Origin of the sequence: Paraglaciecola polaris LMG 21857, from assembly GCF_000315055.1 — a bacterium.
GTDB classification, from domain to species: domain Bacteria; phylum Pseudomonadota; class Gammaproteobacteria; order Enterobacterales; family Alteromonadaceae; genus Paraglaciecola; species Paraglaciecola polaris.
Genome location: NZ_BAER01000107.1, coordinates 73,748 through 94,274, shown reverse-complemented (window position 1 = coordinate 94,274; position 20,527 = coordinate 73,748). Strand labels below are relative to the sequence as shown.

20 protein-coding genes, 1 tRNA gene and 2 pseudogenes are annotated in these 20,527 nt (G+C 44.1%); 17 read left to right on the top strand and 6 right to left on the bottom strand.

All coding sequences use genetic code 11. From position 1 onward, the window contains the following. The first annotated feature begins 84 nt into the window (after nucleotides 1–84). On the top strand, nucleotides 85–1,038 hold the full coding sequence (locus tag GPLA_RS16985; protein WP_007106190.1) for a trypsin-like serine peptidase: 954 nt from the start codon (nucleotides 85–87) through the stop codon (nucleotides 1,036–1,038). Between the two features lie 380 nt (nucleotides 1,039–1,418). Here the strand turns inward: GPLA_RS16985 and GPLA_RS16980 are convergent. Together GPLA_RS16980 and GPLA_RS16975 are read right to left on the bottom strand one after the other, a co-directional pair. Next, nucleotides 1,419–1,493, bottom strand: a tRNA-Arg gene (locus GPLA_RS16980). A 52-nt stretch (nucleotides 1,494–1,545) separates the two neighbouring features. Further along, a complete protein-coding gene (locus tag GPLA_RS16975; protein WP_007106189.1) occupies nucleotides 1,546–2,706 on the bottom strand; it encodes a flagella assembly protein FlgT in 1,161 nt (386 codons plus the stop codon). A gap of 279 nt (nucleotides 2,707–2,985) precedes the next feature. On the opposite strand from GPLA_RS16975, the gene GPLA_RS16970 reads away from it, so the two are divergent. Beyond that, the gene (locus GPLA_RS16970) at nucleotides 2,986–3,453 is read left to right on the top strand and encodes an LPP20 family lipoprotein (protein WP_407636154.1); all 468 of its coding nucleotides are present in this window, start codon (nucleotides 2,986–2,988) and stop codon (nucleotides 3,451–3,453) included. A 261-nt stretch (nucleotides 3,454–3,714) separates the two neighbouring features. On the opposite strand, the gene flgN is transcribed toward GPLA_RS16970, so the two are convergent. The 3 genes from flgN to flgA form a co-directional block, all read right to left on the bottom strand. Continuing rightward, nucleotides 3,715–4,143 carry a flagellar export chaperone FlgN gene (flgN, locus tag GPLA_RS16965; protein WP_007106187.1) on the bottom strand — a complete coding sequence of 143 codons (429 nt, stop codon included), beginning with the start codon at nucleotides 4,141–4,143 and terminating at the stop codon, nucleotides 3,715–3,717. A gap of 44 nt (nucleotides 4,144–4,187) precedes the next feature. Next, complete coding sequence (gene flgM, locus GPLA_RS16960) at nucleotides 4,188–4,511, bottom strand: flagellar biosynthesis anti-sigma factor FlgM (protein ID WP_007106186.1); 324 nt, start codon at nucleotides 4,509–4,511, stop codon at nucleotides 4,188–4,190. A 116-nt stretch (nucleotides 4,512–4,627) separates the two neighbouring features. Next, nucleotides 4,628–5,338: a flagellar basal body P-ring formation chaperone FlgA gene (gene flgA, locus GPLA_RS16955; RefSeq protein WP_040515176.1), complete on the bottom strand. Its 711-nt coding sequence runs from the start codon at nucleotides 5,336–5,338 to the stop codon at nucleotides 4,628–4,630. A 154-nt stretch (nucleotides 5,339–5,492) separates the two neighbouring features. Here flgA and GPLA_RS16950 point away from each other — a divergent pair, with 154 nt between their 5' ends. The 13 genes from GPLA_RS16950 (at nucleotide 5,493) to flgL (ending at nucleotide 18,279) form a co-directional block, all read left to right on the top strand. After that, nucleotides 5,493–6,413: a chemotaxis protein CheV gene (locus tag GPLA_RS16950; RefSeq protein WP_007106183.1), complete on the top strand. Its 921-nt coding sequence runs from the start codon at nucleotides 5,493–5,495 to the stop codon at nucleotides 6,411–6,413. Nucleotides 6,414–6,430: 17 nt separating this feature from the next. Further along, nucleotides 6,431–7,270 carry a CheR family methyltransferase gene (locus GPLA_RS16945; RefSeq protein ID WP_007106182.1) on the top strand — a complete coding sequence of 280 codons (840 nt, stop codon included), beginning with the start codon at nucleotides 6,431–6,433 and terminating at the stop codon, nucleotides 7,268–7,270. 89 nt (nucleotides 7,271–7,359) lie between these two features. Further along, complete coding sequence (flgB, locus tag GPLA_RS16940; RefSeq protein WP_007106181.1) at nucleotides 7,360–7,761, top strand: flagellar basal body rod protein FlgB; 402 nt, start codon at nucleotides 7,360–7,362, stop codon at nucleotides 7,759–7,761. Next, nucleotides 7,761–8,183 carry a flagellar basal body rod protein FlgC gene (gene flgC / locus GPLA_RS16935; RefSeq protein ID WP_007106180.1) on the top strand — a complete coding sequence of 141 codons (423 nt, stop codon included), beginning with the start codon at nucleotides 7,761–7,763 and terminating at the stop codon, nucleotides 8,181–8,183. The genes flgB and flgC overlap by 1 nt, the downstream gene beginning before the upstream one ends. Nucleotides 8,184–8,218: 35 nt before the next feature. Next, nucleotides 8,219–8,905, top strand: a complete 687-nt coding sequence (flgD, locus tag GPLA_RS16930) for a flagellar hook assembly protein FlgD (RefSeq protein ID WP_007106179.1) — start codon at nucleotides 8,219–8,221, stop codon at nucleotides 8,903–8,905. A 14-nt stretch (nucleotides 8,906–8,919) separates the two neighbouring features. Further along, nucleotides 8,920–10,299, top strand: coding sequence for a flagellar hook protein FlgE (gene flgE, locus GPLA_RS16925; RefSeq protein ID WP_007106178.1), 1,380 nt, complete (start codon nucleotides 8,920–8,922; stop codon nucleotides 10,297–10,299). Nucleotides 10,300–10,477: 178 nt separating this feature from the next. Further along, the gene (locus GPLA_RS16920; protein ID WP_007106177.1) at nucleotides 10,478–11,221 is read left to right on the top strand and encodes a flagellar basal body rod protein FlgF; all 744 of its coding nucleotides are present in this window, start codon (nucleotides 10,478–10,480) and stop codon (nucleotides 11,219–11,221) included. A 43-nt stretch (nucleotides 11,222–11,264) separates the two neighbouring features. Next, nucleotides 11,265–12,053, top strand: a complete 789-nt coding sequence (gene flgG, locus GPLA_RS16915; RefSeq protein ID WP_007106176.1) for a flagellar basal-body rod protein FlgG — start codon at nucleotides 11,265–11,267, stop codon at nucleotides 12,051–12,053. An 11-nt stretch (nucleotides 12,054–12,064) separates the two neighbouring features. Continuing rightward, nucleotides 12,065–12,745 carry a flagellar basal body L-ring protein FlgH gene (gene flgH, locus GPLA_RS16910; protein WP_007106175.1) on the top strand — a complete coding sequence of 227 codons (681 nt, stop codon included), beginning with the start codon at nucleotides 12,065–12,067 and terminating at the stop codon, nucleotides 12,743–12,745. A gap of 13 nt (nucleotides 12,746–12,758) precedes the next feature. Further along, a complete protein-coding gene (locus GPLA_RS16905) occupies nucleotides 12,759–13,871 on the top strand; it encodes a flagellar basal body P-ring protein FlgI (RefSeq protein ID WP_007106174.1) in 1,113 nt (370 codons plus the stop codon). 29 nt (nucleotides 13,872–13,900) lie between these two features. Beyond that, nucleotides 13,901–14,857, top strand: a complete 957-nt coding sequence (gene flgJ, locus GPLA_RS16900) for a flagellar assembly peptidoglycan hydrolase FlgJ (protein ID WP_007106173.1) — start codon at nucleotides 13,901–13,903, stop codon at nucleotides 14,855–14,857. Between the two features lie 28 nt (nucleotides 14,858–14,885). Continuing rightward, nucleotides 14,886–17,030, top strand: a complete 2,145-nt coding sequence (gene flgK / locus GPLA_RS16895; RefSeq protein ID WP_007106172.1) for a flagellar hook-associated protein FlgK — start codon at nucleotides 14,886–14,888, stop codon at nucleotides 17,028–17,030. A 22-nt stretch (nucleotides 17,031–17,052) separates the two neighbouring features. Further along, nucleotides 17,053–18,279, top strand: a complete 1,227-nt coding sequence (gene flgL, locus GPLA_RS16890; RefSeq protein WP_007106171.1) for a flagellar hook-associated protein FlgL — start codon at nucleotides 17,053–17,055, stop codon at nucleotides 18,277–18,279. A 36-nt stretch (nucleotides 18,280–18,315) separates the two neighbouring features. Here flgL and GPLA_RS16885 read toward each other — a convergent pair whose 3' ends face one another. Further along, a complete protein-coding gene (locus tag GPLA_RS16885) occupies nucleotides 18,316–19,263 on the bottom strand; it encodes a hypothetical protein (protein ID WP_007106170.1) in 948 nt (315 codons plus the stop codon). Between the two features lie 255 nt (nucleotides 19,264–19,518). On the opposite strand from GPLA_RS16885, the pseudogene GPLA_RS24370 reads away from it, so the two are divergent. After that, nucleotides 19,519–19,981: pseudogene (locus GPLA_RS24370) on the top strand (flagellin N-terminal helical domain-containing protein); the annotation flags it as partial. 104 nt (nucleotides 19,982–20,085) lie between these two features. Beyond that, nucleotides 20,086–20,340 (top strand): annotated as a pseudogene (locus tag GPLA_RS24365) (flagellin); the annotation flags it as partial. Nucleotides 20,341–20,527: the final 187 nt, after the last annotated feature.

Below are 20,527 nucleotides of genomic sequence, written 5' to 3'. Positions count from 1 at the left end.
GGGATTACTATTATTGAATAGTAATCCTAATGTTATGACATGCGATTACGTAAAGACATTGTTTCATTTTAAAAGGATATTCAAATGACTAATGGAAATAAAAAAGATGTTGATTCTCCTCTCTCTTACGCCCAAATAACTGAATTTTTTGACCGGAGTGCTAAGGGAGGTATACCTAAAGATCTGCAAGCCATGCTAATACCAGAAGTGAAGCCCTACAAGTTCAAAGGGCTTGAAGGTCAAAAAAAGCAGCAAGCAGAAACAAAACCAACCGTGCCAATGATCCCCAAATGGTTTGGAGTGAGTCCGGCGCCCTGTAAAGGCAAACTCCCTAAACCCACACGTGTTTCTCTGAATGGAAAAGACTTAAAACCGTTAACTGTTTTCAATTCGGAGGATCGCAGGATTTACAATGATATTAGTTATCCATGGGGAACGATTTGCAAGGTGATAACGTCATCCGGTTCAGGATCCGGTGTTATTGTCGGTCCGAGACATGTTTTGACGGCAAGCCATGTGGTCGACTGGAGTTCGAATGGCGCAGGTACCGTTGAAGTGCACCGGTCGGCAGGTTCAGTAAGGGCGACGACCTCTATATCAAGAGTATGGTTCTACACAAAAGTCACGGGCAGTGTCAGTTGGTTTGAAGTTGATGAAGACTATGCCGTGTTAGTGACCGCAGATCGCATTGGCGATCTCTTTGGGTGGATGGGCACTCGAACCTATAGTAGCTCATGGGATGACGAACCTTACTGGTTCAATATTGGCTATCCGGGCAGTATTGGCAGTGCCTTACGTCCCACATTCCAACGGGACAAAAAGCTCGATGAGCCTTGGTATGACCTAGGTCCAGCTCGTTCCATGAGTACCCATGCGGACTTGACCCCAGGTAACTCTGGTGGGCCAATGTTTGCTTTTTGGAACGATGGCCCCTACGTCGTCGCCGTTGTATCGGCTGAAGATTCAGACGAAAATTGGTGTGCAGGTGGATCTTGGTTAACTAATCTTGTGCGGCATGCACGAGAACAAGATGCCTAAGTTGTATCATGCGCAGGGGGACGACTTCCTGCGCTAACCACACGTAAACGCTTAATACGAACACTCATATCTTTTAAATCGCTGGCAATGAAATCCGTTATCCGGACGCCGTAAAAAGCTAACGTCTCATTCCGCTGTTACTTATAAAAACAAATAAAAAGCAGTTGGTTACTAATCGCCACACCGCCACTTCTATAACCGCAACGGCATAAAGCTTAACCTGAATCAGGGTAGCACCTGGGTATCAACAGGCATTGAACAGGCTATATTTAGGTTAATATAAGTTACCACTTGAAACTGCTTATAGTTCCCTGAAGAGCCTGTTTTTATTGGTCTTAGATGGCTTGAGATTAACGAGGGTTAATGTCCATAAAGCAGTTTGGTATCCCCACCTGGAATCGAACCAAGATCTAGCCCTTAGGAGGGGCTCGTTTTATCCATTAAACTACGGGGACCGCTATCATTTTCGTCGCGTATTATTGCTCAGCAGCATTCATAATGAAAGGGTTACTGGCGCGCAACGAAATCGTTTGCTTGAATGTTAGCCAATGGTGCTGATGAGGTCGGGCCAACCACTGCAGTATCGTCATATACATGTGTGACCTTAACCTTGTTTGGATGAAGTTTTAGCTGCTGGTGCAGATTACCCACAGAGTCAAAAAACTGTGCATGTTTAAATAAGGTTAATTCGTCCCCTACCTGCACGCCATCTCTTTGGCCTATATTAACGGTCAGTTGTTCAGCATTAACTTGCAATACGCGCCCGTAGGTAGGTAAGCAATTAAGTGCTTCATCGATTAATGCCGCTTGTTCAGATAAAATAGCGGTTACCGCCTGACCAAACTGCGATTGCCACAATTGCTGGCTAGTGGGACTCACTTGTTGGTGCAACTTGAACTCCCACGGGCTATTTATTGCCAAACGCTCTTCTTTAAGTAAGGCGGCATTATTGCCATCATAAAGGGAGAGTTCTAAGCGAAAGTTGCGGGTTAGGGGGGCATCTTGCCAAAACAGAAAAGCGTTACGTGATGTTCGCTCTACTGAAAGTTCAGTAATTTCACCGATTAATACGTACTGGTTGTCGGTCTTGCGGGCGAGCGTAATAATGTCGTTTTCGACACCTGGGTTACGTGTGGATATGTAGTAGGGTTGACGTTGGGTAATGCGCGCAAACCGACTGATTTGATTAAATTGTTGCTCGAAATGCTCACTTACCGTTTGACCAAATTCACCTAAACCACCTGCGATGGCTTGTTCTCGCTCCCGGATGGGAAACCAAGCGCTCACCATACGTTTTTTATATTGTCCCGCATCGCATTGGCTTTTCTGGGCAAATATATCTGCTCTAATAACAATGGTGACGTAATCTTCATGATAGGTTTCGCTGACTAATGCTAAGTCATTCACTTCACCACCACTGCGGATCTCAAAGCGATCATTTTGCAGTAATCCGTTAGATACAGCCTGAACGCTTGTAATCGATGCGCCGGCAAACATCAAAGCCTGCTTAATCGCCTCTTGAGTCGCTTGTTTTTTTGCCAGTGCCTTATTGCCATCAATGATAATTGCTTGGCCAGAGGCTTCGAACCATGCGGCATGCACTGGTATTGAGACGTATGGCAATACAAGTGCAATGAAGGTTAGTAGAATATGACCCAGTTTTAGCATAATTTTTAAAGCTCGCTTGGTTAGTGAGTTGTCGTTACTTCAACGACGACCTTCATCTTGTCAGGTCAAACATCAGGATGCTCGAAAAGAGCGTCGCTTTTTTAACATGAATTATGAGTAAGCATTTTCCATACCCAGCATGACATAATTACCGATTTAAATTTAATGATCTCGCCTATAGTAAAATATAGGTGCAATTCTTGCTTTCGTTAAACGTATCCGATAACAAACTGACGCCCAGTGTTTACCGTTGAGCGCGTAAACGCTATTAGCACAGGAATGAATATGAATCGATTATGTGTTGCAGTAATGGGCCTAAGTATGATGCTTAGCGGGTGTTCGTCCATTTTCTATAAACAAGTCGAATGGGAAGTGGTGGAGCCACAAGATTATCCTGTGTTATCGGCGATTGGTTATGCACCAATCAAAGCGCAGCGCGGCGCTACCGATTCGACTAAAATGTTGATGGCAATTAAAGCGTCAAAGCTTGATGCTTACAGAGAGCTTACCGAGCAGGTATATGGCCAAAAAGTTGACGGTAGCCAAACCTTATCCAATTTTATACTGTCCGATGAGCGTCTATCCAGTTCTGTGCAAGGGGTGATCCGTGGCGCCCGAGTGATAAAAAGCTATCCTGTAGGGGACGATTTATATGCCACTGAGTTAGAATTGGATTTTAAGCGCGTATACGATATCTATTTATCGACAGCCCGCCCTAAGCGGGTAAAAGACGTACACTACTATTAGCGTTTAAGGCAAGGTGCCGAAGAGTACTTAATACGATGTCGCCTTTTTGTAATAAACAAACCCAATGAGGCACTTTGCGGCAAGTCTTTGCCGTTTTAATTACTTAGTGAGTATCTGCAGTGTGAGCTTAGAGCGATTATTTTTGAGGTGTTATTAGCTAAAGCGACCTATTGACCGCAATCAGCCTCGGGCCTTATATATCATCAACGTCCAGTCTAGTTATCCAATTTGAATCCAAGGGGAACCATAAACTGAAGTGGCCTATGCGCTAATCCCACGACCACTTCTGCCACCTTGAGCTTTACCACTTTTATCATAGGTCATGGATTCTTTAGCACGGGATTCGAGTAACAAGGTCCGTAGATGTTCAAGTCTGAGTTGACCTTGCTCTACCGCTGTTTGATTGATTTTAGTGCGATATTGGCATTCAGAAACTAACTGTTTTGCTCGGTCAAATAGGGCAACTACTTCTTCGCTGGTACGATCCGTCTCGCTACTGGCCTCGAAAGCGGCACTGATAACGTCGTCCTGTTGTTGAACCGTGGTGAGTAGATTTTCTTTATTTTTTAACAGATTGATTAGCGCTTCGGCATCTCGGCTGCTGATTAAATGCAGCTCTGAGTCGAGCGCTTGTATGAGGTCTTCGAGATGGTCAAATTGTGTCGTTATCGCTTTTATTAATTCTGACATTCGCTTTGCCTGTGGTTAAGTAGGCAATCATTATGCTGCCGATACTAGTTTCTACCAAATATTTCTGACTCTTGTAGCGCAATATTTTTGGCTAAGTTTTCAGGGTTAACGCTATACTCGCCACTTTGAATCGCTTTTTTCAAGCGCTCAACTTTTTCCTGATTAACGGGCACTTCAGTACTTTTTTTCTGAACCTGAGCCAATTGTTGCGCAGATTGCGTCAACGACACTGAGTCTTGGCGAACAGGTTGAGATGGAGCGCTTTTCGCTGCTTCATTCGCTTGATGGTTTTGCGTTTGTTGTTGATTAACCTTTTGGTTATCAATAACCTGCTTTTGACCATTATTGTTAATGTTATTAATAGACATAATGACTACCTGACCTTGTTAAACTTACCTCAAATACTGTATCGGCAACCAAAGGAATATCTTTAGTGTAATTTCCGTTGTTCTTTGCTTTTTACGCGAACATATTGCCTGTTAGCCTAAATACCGACAATCACTTCATTGATACTGGCTACCCGCGCATTAATTTGCTTTTTCGAACGGCTGTTCGTGACACTTATCGTATCGCCAATATTACCATCTTGCATCGCAACACCAGTGGCTTTTACTTGCATCACAGCATTTGAAGCGTTGATGATAATTGTATCACCCTTGCACACAAAACATAAATTATTCGGCGTAATAGGTTGGCCAGGCCGAACACGTCGCTTAATGCGAGCACCTAACACTTCTTCTACGCTTGAGAAGGTGGTTCGTCTCAGCAAGGCTCTATTCATATCAACCAGTTTTATATTACCGCTATTTAATATTGTGCCTGGACTAACTGCGTTAGAAATGACAACCACAGGCTGCATTTGTTTGACGTTGACCATTAAATACATGTACCAATTAGACTGGTCACAAGAGGCTTTTACGGCAATATTACTTTGTAGCAGTGAGTCGGGGCTAGCACTATAGCTCACGCCTGCTGGGCAAACGGGAAGATTTACCCGCTGATCTATTTCGGCAGTACTAATGTTAAGGTGGCTTTGTGCCGATGTTGTAATTTGAGACGCGACATATTCTTGCGCCCCGTCAATTAGCTGTGCTGCCCGGTTCTGATGTGTATTGGGACTCGCAAATACAGCCGAACTGGTCATCGTAAGTAGGGTGAAGAGGGGAAGCACCTTGTAAATAGTCATATTATTCATTTTCAGTTGTGCCCAATTTGTCTATGCTTAGGCAAATACAGATTGTGCATAGCGTCAAAAAATAGACGGTTTGGCATAATGCGCGAGGTATTTGCCACGATATACACGATCAAAGCAAATATTAAGCCGATTTTCACCTATCACGGAGTTTTACATGTCTGAAATTATGAATTCGGTCAATCAGCGTACTCAACTGGTTGGTCAGAATCGCTTGGAATTACTGTTATTTAGATTAAATGGTCGGCAAAAATTCGGCATCAATGTGTTCAAAGTACGGGAAGTTCTGCAATGCCCCAAGTTAACGTCAATTCCCAGATTAAATTCATTTGTGCGTGGGGTCGCGCACATACGTGGTCAAACGATTTCAGTGATCGATATGAGCCTGGCAACGGGTGGCAAAGCAATTGTAAACTTGGACACCGCATTTGTGGTCATTGCTGAATATAATAGTTCGGTGCAAGGTTTTTTAGTGGGCGCAGTCGAGCGGATCATTAATACCAACTGGGAAGCCATCATGCCGCCACCTAAAGGCAGTGGACGGGCTAGTTATTTAACTGCGGTCACAGAGTTTGAAAACGAGCTCATTGAGATACTAGATGTAGAGAAAATTCTAAACGAAATATCCCCTATCAGCACTGATGTGAGCGAAAGTGTTTCTAATATGTCGGTTGAAAATAAGCGGGAAAAAATAATTTTTATCGCGGATGACTCTGCCGTTGCGCGCAATCAGGTCAAAAAAGCCCTTTCGACTTTGGGCTTAGAAATTGAAATGGCTAAGAATGGTCTAGAGGCATTGAATCGTCTGAAAGCGTTGGCAGAAGAAACAGGCGATATTACTGATAAAGTCGGAATTTTAGTATCAGATATTGAAATGCCAGAAATGGATGGTTATACCCTCACCGCTGAGATTAAAAATGATCCGGCCTTAAAAAACCTGCATGTGGTTTTACATACTTCGCTAAGTGGGGTATTTAATCAGGCAATGATACAAAAGGTTGGGGCTGACGATTTTATTGCAAAGTTCCATCCTGATGAGCTCGTCACGTCTGTGCAAAAATGGTTTGATAACATATAACCCGCAAGGAAAACCTATTGACCAATAATGCATTAGATGCCCATGAATATGGGTTGTTTTGCCGCTACTTAGAGCATCGGTGTGGCATAGTGTTGGGGGAGCATAAGCAATATTTAGTGCGCAGTCGACTGTCGCCTTTACTCGCGAAATTTAACCAAAAATCGTTATCGGATTTGATCAAGCGTACTATTGCCAATCATGATGTTACATTAATGAATGCTGTCGTAAACGCTATGACCACGAATGAAACTTTGTGGTTTAGGGACAGTTATCCATTTGAGATACTTCAGCAAACTTTATTTCCTCAATTAGCCAAGTCAGGTAAATCAATCAGAATCTGGAGCGCGGCATGTTCGTCAGGCCAAGAAGCGTATTCCATTGCTATGTCCGTTCTTGAGTATCAAGCGCGTCATCCAGGAACGTTTTCAGCTGGCATCGAAATTGTAGCAACGGACATTTCTAGCGATATGTTAAGTGTGGCTAAAACAGGGCAGTACGATAACTTATCTCTGTCTAGAGGATTGTCTGGTGAGCGCCGAGCACGCTTTTTTGACACGCCAGCGCAGGGCAATTGCAGCGTACTTAAACAAAACGTGCGTAATATGGTCAGCTTTAGACCGATAAATTTGTTAACTCCTTTTCCTAATTTGACACGTTATGACGTGGTATTTTGTCGTAATGTACTTATTTATTTTTCGGCAACCTCTAAAGTGTCGATACTGCAAAAAATTGCCGCTTGCCTGCAACCAGAAGGTGCCCTTTTTGTTGGCGCATCTGAATCCTTAACAGGAATTACCGCTGAATTCACTATGAATCGCAGCGGTAGTGGTCTGTTCTACGTAAAGAAAACTCAATAATTTCAAACAATTAACTAATATTGCTCTAAGCGTCAAATCCTCTTTGGCATAGCTATTGCTTTATTCCTAGCGAATGAGGAGTAAAGCGAATGGCAATCAGTTTAGATAAGTTAATGGGATTCTCCCATAAAGCAGTGCAAGTGCGTGAAGATCGTATGGAAGTGCTGGCTGGAAATCTGGCAAATGCAAACACCCCAGGTTATAAGGCGAGAGACATTAACTTTCAAGATGCAATGCGCAGTGCGCAAGGCGGGCGCAGTCAAAACCTTACACGTACTCATGAAAACCATATTAAAGGCAATATGCAAGGATCCGGTGAGTTGCAGTTTCGTATCAACAATCAACCAGATACCGGTGACGGTAACAACGTTGATGTGCAGGTAGAGCGAAACGCGTTTTTAGATAACGGTTTACGTTATCAGGCGAGCGTAGAGTTTCTCAGCGGTAAGATTAAAGGCATGAAAAAAGCCGTCACTGGAGGTCAAAGCTAATGAGTTTATTTAACGTAATGGATATCGCCAGTACGGGCATGAGTGCACAAAGTGTACGTCTAAATACCACCGCAAGTAACGTGGCGAACGCGAACTCCGTTAGCAGTAGTTATGATCAAACTTATAAAGCGCGACACCCAGTTTTTGCCGCTGAATTACAACGGGCTTCGCAAGACCAAAGTGCCGGCACTGGTGTACAAGTCTTAGGCATAGTTGAGAGTCAAGCACCGTTACAAATTGAATATAGTCCTGGTCACCCTATGGCAGATGAAAATGGCTATATATATAAGCCAAACGTGAACATAGTGGAAGAAATGGCCGATATGATGTCAGCGTCAAAGGCGTACGAAACCAATGTTCAAGTGGCAGACACAACTAAACGTTTGTTTAGAAATGTTTTGCGCTTAGGTCAGGGCAGCTAATCGCTTCGCGAACCGGATAATTTCGAGGTATAAACGTGGATACATTAATTAAAAATGGCTTAAACAGCGACCTTTACTGGCAACCAGAAACGGTTCCGGAAGCTGATGAAAGCGATCAAAAGTTATCGCAAGAAGACTTTTTCTCATTATTGACCGAGCAGCTTGCTAATCAAGATCCCAGTAAGCCCGTGGACAACGATCAGATGGTTGCGCAAATGACCAGTTTCTCCATGGCTGACGGCATAAGTCAGTTAAATGAAAAATTTGAGACTTTTGCCACTTCAATGACTTCAAATCAAGCGTTACAAGCGTCAAGTTTGATAGGTCAGAAGGTACTATTGCAAGGGGATGTGGCGCACATGGCTAGCGAAGGTCAGGGTGTTTCAGGTGTGGTTATCAATGATGCCACCACACTAAACACCAAGATTACCATCGAAAATGAATCCGGTAGCATAGTGAAGACCATCGATATCGGTACCCAACCTGCTGGCAACATTCAGTTTAACTGGGACGGCAAAAATGCTGCAGGTGATTTTATGCCTGCTGGCAATTATGTCATTAAAGCTCAAGGCAATGTGTCCGGCGAGCCGCAGCAATTAGTAACAGCAGTCAATCGGCATGTTGATAGCGTCAGCCTCGCTGGCAGCAGCCAAGGTGTCATTTTAAATCTTGATGGTGATGTCAGTGTCAAACTTGACGACGTCATTCAACTTGGTGGTTAACAGGAGAGCAAAACATGTCTTTTAATATTGCATTGAGTGGCGTATCTGCCGCACAAAGAGACTTAGATACAACCGCAAACAATATTGCCAACGTTAATACCGTTGGTTTTAAAGAGTCACGGACAGAGTTTGGAGATGTATACGCATCATCATTGCTTGCTGGTGGTAAAACAAAGGTCGGTGACGGGGTTATTACGCAAGAGGTGGCACAGCAGTTTTCTCAAGGTAGCTTACAATTTACCAATAATTCGCTGGATTTAGCTGTGACGGGTAACGGTTTCTTTGCCACCATCCCTGAAATTGACTCTCGTGAGTTTTCTTTTACCCGTGCCGGTATGTTTAAATTAGATTCAGAGAACTTTGTGGTGAACTCAAACGGCGATAATTTACTTGGCTTTCCCGTTAACTCTGACGGTACCTCGTCTTCGGTGGCACTCAGTACCACACAGCCGGTACGTATCCCTGATTCATCTGGCTCACCCCAGCCTACATCTGAAGTCTCTCTCAAGATGAACTTACCCGCAGGTGATGACGCGGTTAATGTGGATTTATTCAATCCCGATGATCCGCTTACCTATAACGCAGCGACTTCAGTTACGGTCTTTGATTCATTGGGTGACAGTCACGTGATGACCTATTATTTTATGAAAGATTCTGCGGCCACCAACGAGTGGGTGGTTGCGACCTATATGGATGAGCAACCTTTAAACACTGAAGGTAATACGGTCGGCGTTCCACCAACAACCGGCCCAAATGTAGTAGGCGAAACCTCGCTTGGTACGGGCATCTCAGGTTATCGAATGACATTTAGTGCCGGTGGTGACTTCACCGAAATTCAAAATGCGGACGGTACACCAAGTGCGACCGGCGATATTATGTCAGTCGCACTGGGTGGAACAATACTATCTAATGGTTCTGATCCTACCCAAACAATATCAACTAACTTCGCATTTGATCCTTCAGTTGCCACTCCTGATGAACCTACACAGTTTGCCTCTGCCTTTGAGGTGACATCTCTTGAGCAAGACGGTTTGGCGGTAGGACGATTAACCGGTATCGATATTGGTGCTGATGGCCTTGTTCGTGCAACATACTCAAACGGTACGTCTGAGCCCATTATCCGTGTGGCGCTAGTGCGTTTCGCCAACGACCAAGGCTTGACCCAGCAAAGTAATACCCAGTGGCAAGAAAGTATTTTATCCGGTGAAGCACTTGCCGGAGAGGCAACAACTGGTACCTTTGGAGATATTAACTCTTCAGCACTTGAGCAAGCAAACGTGAATTTAACCACCGAGCTAATCGATTTGATTATCGCTCAACGTAACTTCCAAGCGAACTCTCGAGCGTTAGAAGTGAATAACCAACTTAACCAAACAATTCTGAATATTCGTTAATTTATTCATAAGGTTAGCTTTAAAAAAAGGTCACGTAATGTGGCCTTTTTTATGCCTCAACCCTTGTCATATTTCCTTTTATTAAACCTGTTCTTCGCTCAATATTTCATCGTATCTATACGAGTGGCACTTTATTTGCATAGCTATTGTTAAATTCACTTATCGTCAAGAAGTTGTCATGGATAAATTACTGTACATTGCCGCCAGCGGCGCTAAACAAGATCTCCTTGGCACTGCGGTGCGTGCAAATAATTTGGCTAATACGCAAACCACGGGTTTTCGTGCTCAGTTAGAACAGGCCCGCAGTATGCCTGCATTCGGTGAGGGTTTACCTACCCGAGTGTTTTCCATGACAGAAAATCCGGCGAATAATTTTGAAGGTGGTGCCATGATCCAAACTGAACGCAATTTGGACGTGGCCATTCAAGGCGAAGGTTGGTTGTCAGTGTTAGATGCTAATGGTGGAGAAGCTTATAGCCGTAATGGTAGCTTGCAAATCAGCGCTGATGGCCAGTTACAAGATTCGTCTGGCAATAGCATAGTCGGAGAATTTGGCCCGGTCTTTCTGCCCATACCACTTTCAAATATCAATATAGCGGGTGACGGTACCATTTCAGTCAGACCTCAAGGCGCCCCAGAAACTGTGCTTGAAGAAGTGGGTCGTTTAAAATTGGTCAACCCAGAACTGAATAATATTGAACGTGGTAACGATGGTTTATTTCGTCAAAAAGATGGTGAGTTAGCGCAATTTGACCCTACGGTAAGCATCCGTAATGGCATGTTAGAAGGCAGTAATGTGAATCCAGTTAAAGAGATGGTTGACATGATCAGCCTGCAACGACATTACGAAATGCAACTTAAATTCATGAAAGAGGCTAGTGATTTAGATTCCCGAGCGAATCAATTACTACGCATTGTTTAAATGCCCACTGGCCTAAAAATAATTTTATAAGGGGAGATGACCTATGCACCCAGCATTATGGATCAGTAAAACCGGACTCGATGCAGCGCAAACAGATGTGGCTGTTATTTCAAACAACTTGGCGAATGCCAGCACGGTTGGTTTTAAGAAAGACCGGGCGATTTTTGAAGATTTACTGTATCAAAATATCAATCAGCCTGGTGGCCGCTCATCGGCTGATACAGAACTACCTTCAGGCTTAATGTTAGGGGCGGGTAGTAAAGTCGTCGCCACGCAAAAGGCCCATACACAGGGCAACATGTTGACCACCGAAAATGCGTTGGATATGTCAATTCAAGGCAGGGGGTTTTTTGAAATTCTGCAACCCGACGGCAGCACTGCATATACGCGAAATGGCCAATTTACCCTGAACGATCAAGGGCAGATTGTGACCCCAGGCGCTGGATTTTTGCTGCAACCGACGATCACCGTGCCAGAAGATGCTCAGCAAATTACCATTTCTCAAGATGGTGAAGTGTCTGCTTCTATTCGTGGCCAAGCCGATCCTCAAGTACTAGGACAAATTAGCCTGTCTGATTTCGTTAACATGACCGGGTTACAACCTATTGGTCAAAACTTGTATGTTGAAACAGCAGTAAGTGGTGCGCCAATTCAGGGAGTGCCGGGACTCGAAGGTCTGGGGACGGTTGTTCAAGGTGCACTCGAAACGTCTAACGTAAATGTGACAGAAGAACTGGTCAATTTAATTGAGAGCCAACGCCTGTACGAAATGAACTCAAAAGTTATCTCGGCCGTGGACTCAATGTTAGGTCAGGTTATTCAACAACTTTAATGGTTAAAATTATGAAAGCCTTATATGTCATTGGATTAAGTGGATTACTCAGCGCATGCCAAAGCACGCCTGAGCCGGATATTATGCCGAACGACCCTTACTATGCACCTATTACGGCTGAGTTGCCGCGGCAAAGAATTACCGAAGACGGCTCAATTTTTCAAGCTGATATGGCTAACAGCTTGTATTCCGACGTAAAGGCACGTCGGGTCGGCGACATTATTACCGTAAATTTACAAGAAAATACCCGAGCAACGAAGTCTGCGGGAACGAGTACATCAAAAGACTCCCAAGTCGATGTTAATCCCATCATTGGGCTTGGTGGCAATGCATTAAATATAGGGTCTCAATCTGTGCAGCTTGGAGTGGGTGCGACAAACGAATTCTCCGGCGACGCTTCTGCCAATCAGAGTAATAATCTAAGTGGTAACATTTCGGTGACAGTAATGAAGGTTTTCGCTAATCAGAATTTATTAGTTCGAGGCGAGAAGTGGTTAACCCTAAATAACGGCAATGAATACATACGCTTAACTGGGGTCGTTCGGCCTGCTGATGTAAGCCCCACCAATGAAATCGACTCCACAAAAATTGCTAACGCCCGTATTCAGTATAGTGGCACTGGTACCTTTGCCTCCGCGCAAAAAGAGGGCTGGCTGACCCGTTTCTTTTCCTCCGAGTATTGGCCGTTTTAGGCAGGAGCAATATATGAAGTTATTTCTAACGGTTTTTATGGTGTTCTGTCTGTTAATGGCCCCAATTGGCCATGCTCAGCGAATTAAAGACTTGGCCAGTATTCAAGGTGTGCGTAGCAACCAATTAGTAGGTTACGGTTTGGTCGTAGGCTTACCTGGCACTGGTGAGCAAAGCCCCTTTACCGAGCAAAGTTTTAGAACCATGTTATCTAACTTTGGTATTAGTTTAGACAGTACCCTAAAACCTAAAATCAAAAATGTGGCCGCGGTAGCGGTACATGCTGAATTGCCACCTTTTTTAAAGCCAGGTCAAACTATCGACGTGACCGTTAGCTCAGTCGGTGAAGCGGCTAGTCTGCGAGGCGGCACTTTGTTGCAGACCTTTTTGAAAGGGTTAGATGGAAAAGTGTACGCCGTTGCTCAGGGCAGCATGGTCGTGAGCGGATTTGGTGCCGAAGGAGCGGATGGCTCAAAAATTGTAGCCAATACCCCAACCGTTGGACGCATAGCGAACGGCGCAATAATCGAGCGAGCTGTACAGAGCGGCTTTATGCAAAATGATTTTTTGACTATTAATTTAAATTATCCAGATTTTTCCACCGCTAAAATTCTAGCGGATACAATCAATCAGCGCTTGGGGGCAGATCCTGAGAAAGGTTATGTCATCGCAACCCCTATCGATGCTGCATCGGTCCGGGTGTCTGCGCCACGAGATGTAGGCCAGCGCGTCGGATTTTTGGCTACAGTAGAAAACTTTGAATTTGTGCCGGCCAAAGCACCAGCACGTATCGTGATCAACAGCCGAACCGGCACCATAGTAATTGGTCAAGATGTGCGTTTATTGCCTGCTGCGATCACCCACGGCGGATTAACTGTGACCATCAGTGAAAATCAACAAGTGACCCAACCCAACCCATTAGCACAAGGGGATACGGTGGTAACAGATCAATCAATTATTGACGTGAATTTAGATGACACGCGAATGTTTAAATTCGATCCAGGGGTGACACTGGATCAATTGGTTAGGGCTGTTAATGAGGTTGGCGCTGCGCCTGGAGATCTAATGGCCATACTCGAAGCATTGAGTGAAGCCGGTGCCTTACAAGGCGAGTTAGTCGTTATTTAATTAGTCATATACACACTAAGGCTGAGCTGATGGATAGCATAGACAATAGCATTAAATTTCAAGGTCAATTTGATATGTCACGCAACGCGAATGACATTCAAGGCTTGGATAAATTGCGCCAAGCGGCTCAAAACGGAGATGAGGAGGCGCTGCAAGAGGCGGCTAAACAGTTTGAAGCGATCTTCGTACAAATGATGCTTAAGTCCATGCGTAAGGCACAAGATGTTTTATCAGATAAAGACAGTCCATTCAATTCTGAACAAGTGAAGTTCTACCGAGATATGCATGACCAGCAACTGGCGACGGATATGTCTAATAGCGGCAGCATTGGTTTAGCTGACGTCATAGTGAAACAACTCAGTAAGGGTGGAAATGGTTATACGCCGTCAAGTGTTATCCGTAATGACGGAAATTTGTCTGACATTAACCGCCATAGTGCGCAAAGTGTTAAACAAGCACAGCAAGCCATTTTACCCGATGTTGTGTCCACCAATGCCGGATTTAAAGAAGCGGTGTTTAGTGACCATCGAGATTTTATAGACGCCTTGTATCCTGTCGCCGAGCGCGTTGCTCAAGAGCTTAACCTTGAGCCTAAAGCGTTACTGGCGCAAGCCGCTGTTGAGACCGGTTGGGGCCAATACATGATGCATACAGACAAAGGCAATACACACAATTTGTTCGGGATTAAAGCTGGAAAAAACTGGCAGGGTGATACCGCTAAGGTCAATACGCTGGAGTTTGAGCAGGGGCTAGCTACACCTAAAAAAGCTGAATTCAGGGCTTACGCGTCGTTTGATGACGCAATGCAAGATTACGTGTCGTTCGTTAAAGAAAACCCACGATATCAACAGGCACTTCGCAGCACGAGCGACCCAAAGCGCTATTTTGAAGAGTTACAACAAGCTGGTTACGCTACCGACCCCGCCTATGCTGATAAAATTATCTCAGTGTTAAATAGCGGCTCTTTAAGCGGTTACCAGCCATGAACACGATTCAGTTTTCGGAGTGTACTAAATGATTAGAACGGCTGATTTATTATCCATTGCCCGCTCTGGTGTTGAGGCAAGTAACCAGTTGCTCAGTACAACAGGTAACAACATAGCGAATGTGAATACCGAAGGTTATGTGCGCGAGCGAACTAGCTTTGTAGCTGAATTAACCGGCGGAGTTGGCCAATTCACTACTGAACGCGTGATGAATACGTTTGCGCAAAATCAATTACGCCGTGATACGACGAACCTTGCTGAACATGAAGCCTTCTGGAGCAAAACCGCGGTGTTGGACAATGTATTTGGTAGTGAAGCAAACAGCGTGTCGAGCAGTATGAGCCGTTTCTTTGCCTCATTACAAACCGCCAATGATGATCCAACCAATATGTCAGCGCGTCAATTGGTGTTGGGGGACGCTGACTCCATGATCAAACAAATGGGCACCATATCAACGTTTTTAACGGACAAAGCGCGCGAAATAAATTTTGAATTTCAAGCATCCCTGAATAAGGTGAATTCGCTAGTAGAGTCGATAGCATCGTTTAATGATTCCATTCGCATCGCCCAAGCCAATAATCGTAATGATGAGCCAGGCGCGTTAATGAATCAGCGCGACTCGGCGATTTTGGAATTAAGTAGCTTGGTTTCAATTGAAACACGTAATAGCTCCAATGGTGATGGTTCAGTGATGATAAACCTGACATCGGGTGAATCATTAGTGATGCAAGACGGAACCTTTAGTGTTCTAAACGTTAACAACAGTGCTGATCTTAATTATAAGTCATTGCAGCTAACCAGCAACGGTAAGCCTACGTCGCTAAATATTGCGGAGACTGAGTTGGGCGGCACTATTGGTGGTTTGTTTCGTTATCGTGATGAAGTGTTAGAGCCAAGTCGTCGAGAGCTCGGCCAAATTGCGCTGGCAGTGACAGAGGCCGTCAATACCCAAAACCGGGCTGGCATGGATTACGATCAGCAATTGGGCGGCGAGATCTTTACTCGCCCTATTAGTGTAGCTCTTGGTTACCCGGAAAACACAGATAGCACTTCTGTTGTAAATGGCCGTATATCTAAAGGTGGGGCGAGTGAAATTACCAGCGCTGATTACCAGATTGAAATTCATGCTGTCAATGCTGGTGTTCCGCCAACCATAGATGCAACCGTAAGCTTGCTTAATCTTGACGGTTCAGTGGTGAAAGATGCTGATGGAAATGAAATTAAACAGCTATATGCTGGCGCAAATGCTCTCACTGCACAAAGTGGCACCTTTAATGAAGTGATAGGCGGATTAGAATTGGAGTTTTCAAAAGGGACAGGTTATTCCGTTGATGACACTTTTCTATTACAGCCAACTAAAGATGTGGCCGACAAAATTGAGGTATTTACGACTCGCCCAGAAGATTTAGCCCTTGCTAGCCCAATCAGAATTGAAGCCGGTGATGACAACTTAGGCGGTGCTGAGTTAGCTTCAACTTCAGTAACCAATACCTTTGTGGAAAACCCTCCCGTCGATCCGCGCTCCTCAGGCTTTGATGGTGCTGGGGGAATTCATGCTCCTGGTTCTGCACCCGGTGGTGGCGTCGGCGCACCGGCGTCAGTACGCTTTACATCGTCAACCGATTACGAAGTGCTAGATAGTGCGGGTACGTTAATCACCACAGTAACTGGAATATTATCTTTAGATAACTTACTGACACAAGCAGCTGGCACCCCTGGGTGGCCTGCAGCATTCAATGCCCCAACTATGAATGATTACCCTGGCTACGATTTTAGTTTAAAAGGAGAGCCTAAAGCGGGTGATACCTTTTCGATTGGCTATAACGGTAATGGGTTGAATGATAATCGAAATGGCTTGATTATGGCTAATTTACAAAATGAAAATGGTATGCAATTAAATAATGCCGGTTCAGGTGATCCCGTAAGTTTTCATGAGGCGTACGCCAACATCGTCGGCGATATTGGTCAAAAAGCAGCGAATGCAGATGTGGCAGTGAAAGCCGGTGAGGCATTAAAGTTACAGTCAAAAGATTGGTTTGATTCTGTGTCTGGGGTTAGTTTAGACGAAGAGGCGGCTAATTTAGTGCGCTTCCAACAGTCCTACGCCGCTGCAGCACGTTTATTAAATACCGCCCAAGAGATGTTTGATACCATTTTGAGTATGGTGAGATAATGAAACAAGTGAGAAAGAACTAATGCGTATTTCTACTGGTCAATTGTTCGATCGAAGCATTCGAGCTGTATTGGATAATCAAGATAATTTGTCTAATGTGCAACAACAATTATCCACTGGGAAAAAGTTATTGCGACCATCGGACGATCCCGTTGGCTCGGCTCAGGTTATTCGCCTCACTGAAGAAATTGATTTGATTGCTCAGTATAAGAAAAATAATAATTTGCTGACCAGTAGCATCGCACAGGAAGAAACGATACTTAGTGGTGTGACCGATAACATTCAAAAAGCACGGCAACTAATGATCCAAGCGGGTAATGGCATTATCAACGTTGCTGATAGAAAGGCTATTAGTATTGAGATTGGGCAGATACGCGACCAAATATTTGGTGCCATGAATAGCCAAAGTGCGAATGGTGAATATATATTTGCTGGCTATCAATCTGCCACTCCTGCTTTTAGTTATACAGCAGGCGCTTCAGGGAATAAATACAGCTTTGAAGGGGATGAAGGCATAAATGATATCCGGATTTCAAATACCTTTTCGTTAGCAATGAATAATTCGGGACAAACTGTGTTCGAAGATGTTTATGCGCGACTAGATAGTCAAATAACCTCGAGTAGTGGTGTGACATCAGCATCCACTAAAATAACAGCGCAAAATGAATTCGATCAGTTTCATAAGCAAAACTATGATCCCGTTACACCGGCGAATAATGAGTATCAAATTAGTATCACTGGTGCCAATGAGGTGACCATTGCCAATGTTAGCTCCGGTACGGTTGTGGGTACGCAAGCGTTTACCAGCGGCACACCGTTTGATTTCAAGGGGCAGCGATTTACCATAGAGGGGAGTGTGGGTGACACTGTGAATTATTCTCTAGAGAAGCCAGTGAAAAAAAATATCGCTGAGACCCTTAACGATTTTTACATTAGTTTACGTGACGAGAGTATCTCTGATAGTGACTACGCACAGGCGATTAGTGACGCATTAATTGGTGTAGACAATAGCTTCACGAGTATTGTCGACTCTATTTCAGGATTGGGAAGTAAAATGAATACTGCCCAATCAGTACTCGAGTCGAATTTAGATTTAGAGATTGCGCATAAGTCAGCGCGAGCGGAAATTGAAGAGGTTGATTATGCTGAAGCGGTATCTGAATTAAGTAAACAAGAGGCCGCGCTACAAGCAGCCCAGGCTACCTTTGCTAAAGTAACCGGACTTTCCCTTTTCGACTACATCAGTTAATACCTGAAAAGACACTAAACGGATTTCAGCATATTTTTAATGTTTGTTCAGCGTTAGTTGGGCTAAATAGACATGTGCCTGTTCGTCTTGATGGGATGAATAATAACTGACAAACAGTGTATCGCCTCGCTTTACCATTCCCGGATAACTGTTGTCCCCCGACGATGGTAATATAGTCATTATTGATACTACTGCGGTTGTCAGTTCAATACTCAGTATGGCGGTGACACATTTACCTGCATGAACAATTCTGCCGGCCAAGATCCCTTGTTGAGCATTTAATAACAGCATAGTAGGCCCGCCTAAATAAAAACCTAAATCTAACCATTGCCATTGAGTATAGGGGGCGTTACTTATTCCAAATTGTGCACTAAAAGTATCACTGTCTCTGCGCAAAATGGTGTAAGCAGTGCCATTGGCGCAAAAACACATATCGCTCTCATTTGGGTAGCCTTTATGGTGTGTTTGAAGGTTAAACGCCCCACTTTTAAGGGGGTGAAAACTACGTTTTGGATCGCCGGTATACAAATTCACTGAATTTGCTGCTCGATTGTAAGCGAAGCCATAAGCCTTACCTCTATGCCAGCGGATGCGCCATAACCACCAGTGCTGCTCGCCTATGTTTTTACCACTAGACCAACTCAGTCCGTCTTGGGATACCCAGATCATCGGATGATGATTACCTATTTCCCCTAGGTGGCTTCCACGTTTTGTGCGGCGTGCATAGGCAAGTAACAACAGTTCACCTTTTGGGGTAACACTTAATTTAGGATCCCGCAGATCGGTATCCGGCATGCAAATTTGGTGCGTATAACGTACCTGGCCATTTTCTGATAATTTCAGTACGTATAATCGCCCATCATCGCTGATATGATTTTTAGCGACCCGAAAGCAACAATAAAGTGCATCTTTAAAATCACACAAATCGGTAAATGCATGGTGCTTAGCTGAATGTGTAATGCGTTTAAGGTTTTTAATTTGCATTTATTTAAACCTTCTATCTTGAATAAATCCATTAAACTCAATCAATTAGCACTTGAAACGTGACAATGGATTGTTGCTTTGCATAAAAATAGCAAATTTTGGTTAAAGAGTATGCTTCCCGAGTCGATAACTTTTATGAGAGAGCTGGAATGATGTTTTATTTATTGAGTCATCATTCTTTATTGAGTTATTTAACCACCGATTATTAATTTTCGGTTACCAGTACAAGCTGGACTGAAAATGTAGGAGAAAACCATGGGGTTATTCGTAAATACCAACGTGTCATCATTGAACGCACAACGCCAATTATTTAGTTCATCAAATAGTTTAAATACTTCTTTTGAACGCCTTTCATCAGGTTTCCGTATTAACCGTGCCGCAGATGATGCCGCTGGTCTGCAGATTTCTGAACGTATGACGAGTCAGGTGCAAGGTTTGAACCAAGCTGTTCGAAATGCAAATGATGCGATTTCGCTAACACAAACCGCAGAAGGCGCATTGGGTGAAGTAACTACCTCATTACAGCGTATGCGTCAGCTAGCGGTACAATCGCAAAACGGCATCAACTCGAAGGCTGATCGTGAAGCCTTGGATAAAGAATTTCAACAACTGAGCACAGAAATCGATCGCGTAGCGAACACGAGTAAGTTTGGTGATACCGAGCTATTGGATGGGACACTGAGTGCCTCTTTCCTAGTCGGTGCGAATGGTGGTTCAGAGGAAACAATAAAAGTTGAAGTTGGCTCTAGCTTTAGCGCAAATGTGTTGGGAATTGCCGCCGACATTAAAACGTCGGATGCGGCTGCTACGTCGTTAGGCGAGATTGACGCCGCTATTAGCGCGGTGGGTACTCAGCGTGCAGAATTGGGTGCGGTTCAAAATCGCTTCCAATCAACTATTCGTAATTTAAGCAACATTTCTGAAAACGTTACAAGCGCACGTTCACAAATTCGTGATACGGATTTTGCTACGGAAACAGGTGAATTGACGCGTAACCAGATTCTACAGCAAGCGAGTCTGACAGTGTTAAGTCAAGCGAACCAGCGCCCGCAGTCTGCTTTATCTTTGCTAGGTTAATTGGTTAGTTAACTTAGGTTTCGAGACCCTATTGTTTGGGGCTTTGAAGCCAGGAAGAGTATACTGGGTTAAAAGAACCAATCAGTTGAGAGTTTCGCTCTCTCCTAATACAAGTGCAATTGGCCGAAGATTTTTCTTCGGCCTTTTTTATTTTCCGTGTATTGTCCTAAAATTTTTTTCTTAGTGT

What these genes read in the sequence shown, in the direction of transcription:
- flgC (WP_007106180.1), top strand. Translation starts at nt 7,761, where the DNA reads ATGAGTTTATTTAACGTAATGGATATCGCCAGTACGGGCATGAGTGCA.
- flgJ (WP_007106173.1), top strand. Translation starts at nt 13,901, where the DNA reads ATGGATAGCATAGACAATAGCATTAAATTTCAAGGTCAATTTGATATG.
- flgL (WP_007106171.1), top strand. Translation starts at nt 17,053, where the DNA reads ATGCGTATTTCTACTGGTCAATTGTTCGATCGAAGCATTCGAGCTGTA.
- flgM (WP_007106186.1), bottom strand. Translation starts at nt 4,511, where the DNA reads ATGTCTATTAATAACATTAACAATAATGGTCAAAAGCAGGTTATTGAT.
- GPLA_RS16950 (WP_007106183.1), top strand. Translation starts at nt 5,493, where the DNA reads ATGTCTGAAATTATGAATTCGGTCAATCAGCGTACTCAACTGGTTGGT.
- flgG (WP_007106176.1), top strand. Translation starts at nt 11,265, where the DNA reads ATGCACCCAGCATTATGGATCAGTAAAACCGGACTCGATGCAGCGCAA.
- flgE (WP_007106178.1), top strand. Translation starts at nt 8,920, where the DNA reads ATGTCTTTTAATATTGCATTGAGTGGCGTATCTGCCGCACAAAGAGAC.
- GPLA_RS16885 (WP_007106170.1), bottom strand. Translation starts at nt 19,263, where the DNA reads ATGCAAATTAAAAACCTTAAACGCATTACACATTCAGCTAAGCACCAT.
- GPLA_RS16985 (WP_007106190.1), top strand. Translation starts at nt 85, where the DNA reads ATGACTAATGGAAATAAAAAAGATGTTGATTCTCCTCTCTCTTACGCC.
- flgN (WP_007106187.1), bottom strand. Translation starts at nt 4,143, where the DNA reads ATGTCAGAATTAATAAAAGCGATAACGACACAATTTGACCATCTCGAA.
- flgK (WP_007106172.1), top strand. Translation starts at nt 14,886, where the DNA reads ATGATTAGAACGGCTGATTTATTATCCATTGCCCGCTCTGGTGTTGAG.
- GPLA_RS16905 (WP_007106174.1), top strand. Translation starts at nt 12,759, where the DNA reads ATGAAGTTATTTCTAACGGTTTTTATGGTGTTCTGTCTGTTAATGGCC.
- flgB (WP_007106181.1), top strand. Translation starts at nt 7,360, where the DNA reads ATGGCAATCAGTTTAGATAAGTTAATGGGATTCTCCCATAAAGCAGTG.
- flgA (WP_040515176.1), bottom strand. Translation starts at nt 5,338, where the DNA reads ATGAATAATATGACTATTTACAAGGTGCTTCCCCTCTTCACCCTACTT.
- GPLA_RS16920 (WP_007106177.1), top strand. Translation starts at nt 10,478, where the DNA reads ATGGATAAATTACTGTACATTGCCGCCAGCGGCGCTAAACAAGATCTC.
- GPLA_RS16970 (WP_407636154.1), top strand. Translation starts at nt 2,986, where the DNA reads ATGAATATGAATCGATTATGTGTTGCAGTAATGGGCCTAAGTATGATG.
- flgH (WP_007106175.1), top strand. Translation starts at nt 12,065, where the DNA reads ATGAAAGCCTTATATGTCATTGGATTAAGTGGATTACTCAGCGCATGC.
- GPLA_RS16975 (WP_007106189.1), bottom strand. Translation starts at nt 2,706, where the DNA reads ATGCTAAAACTGGGTCATATTCTACTAACCTTCATTGCACTTGTATTG.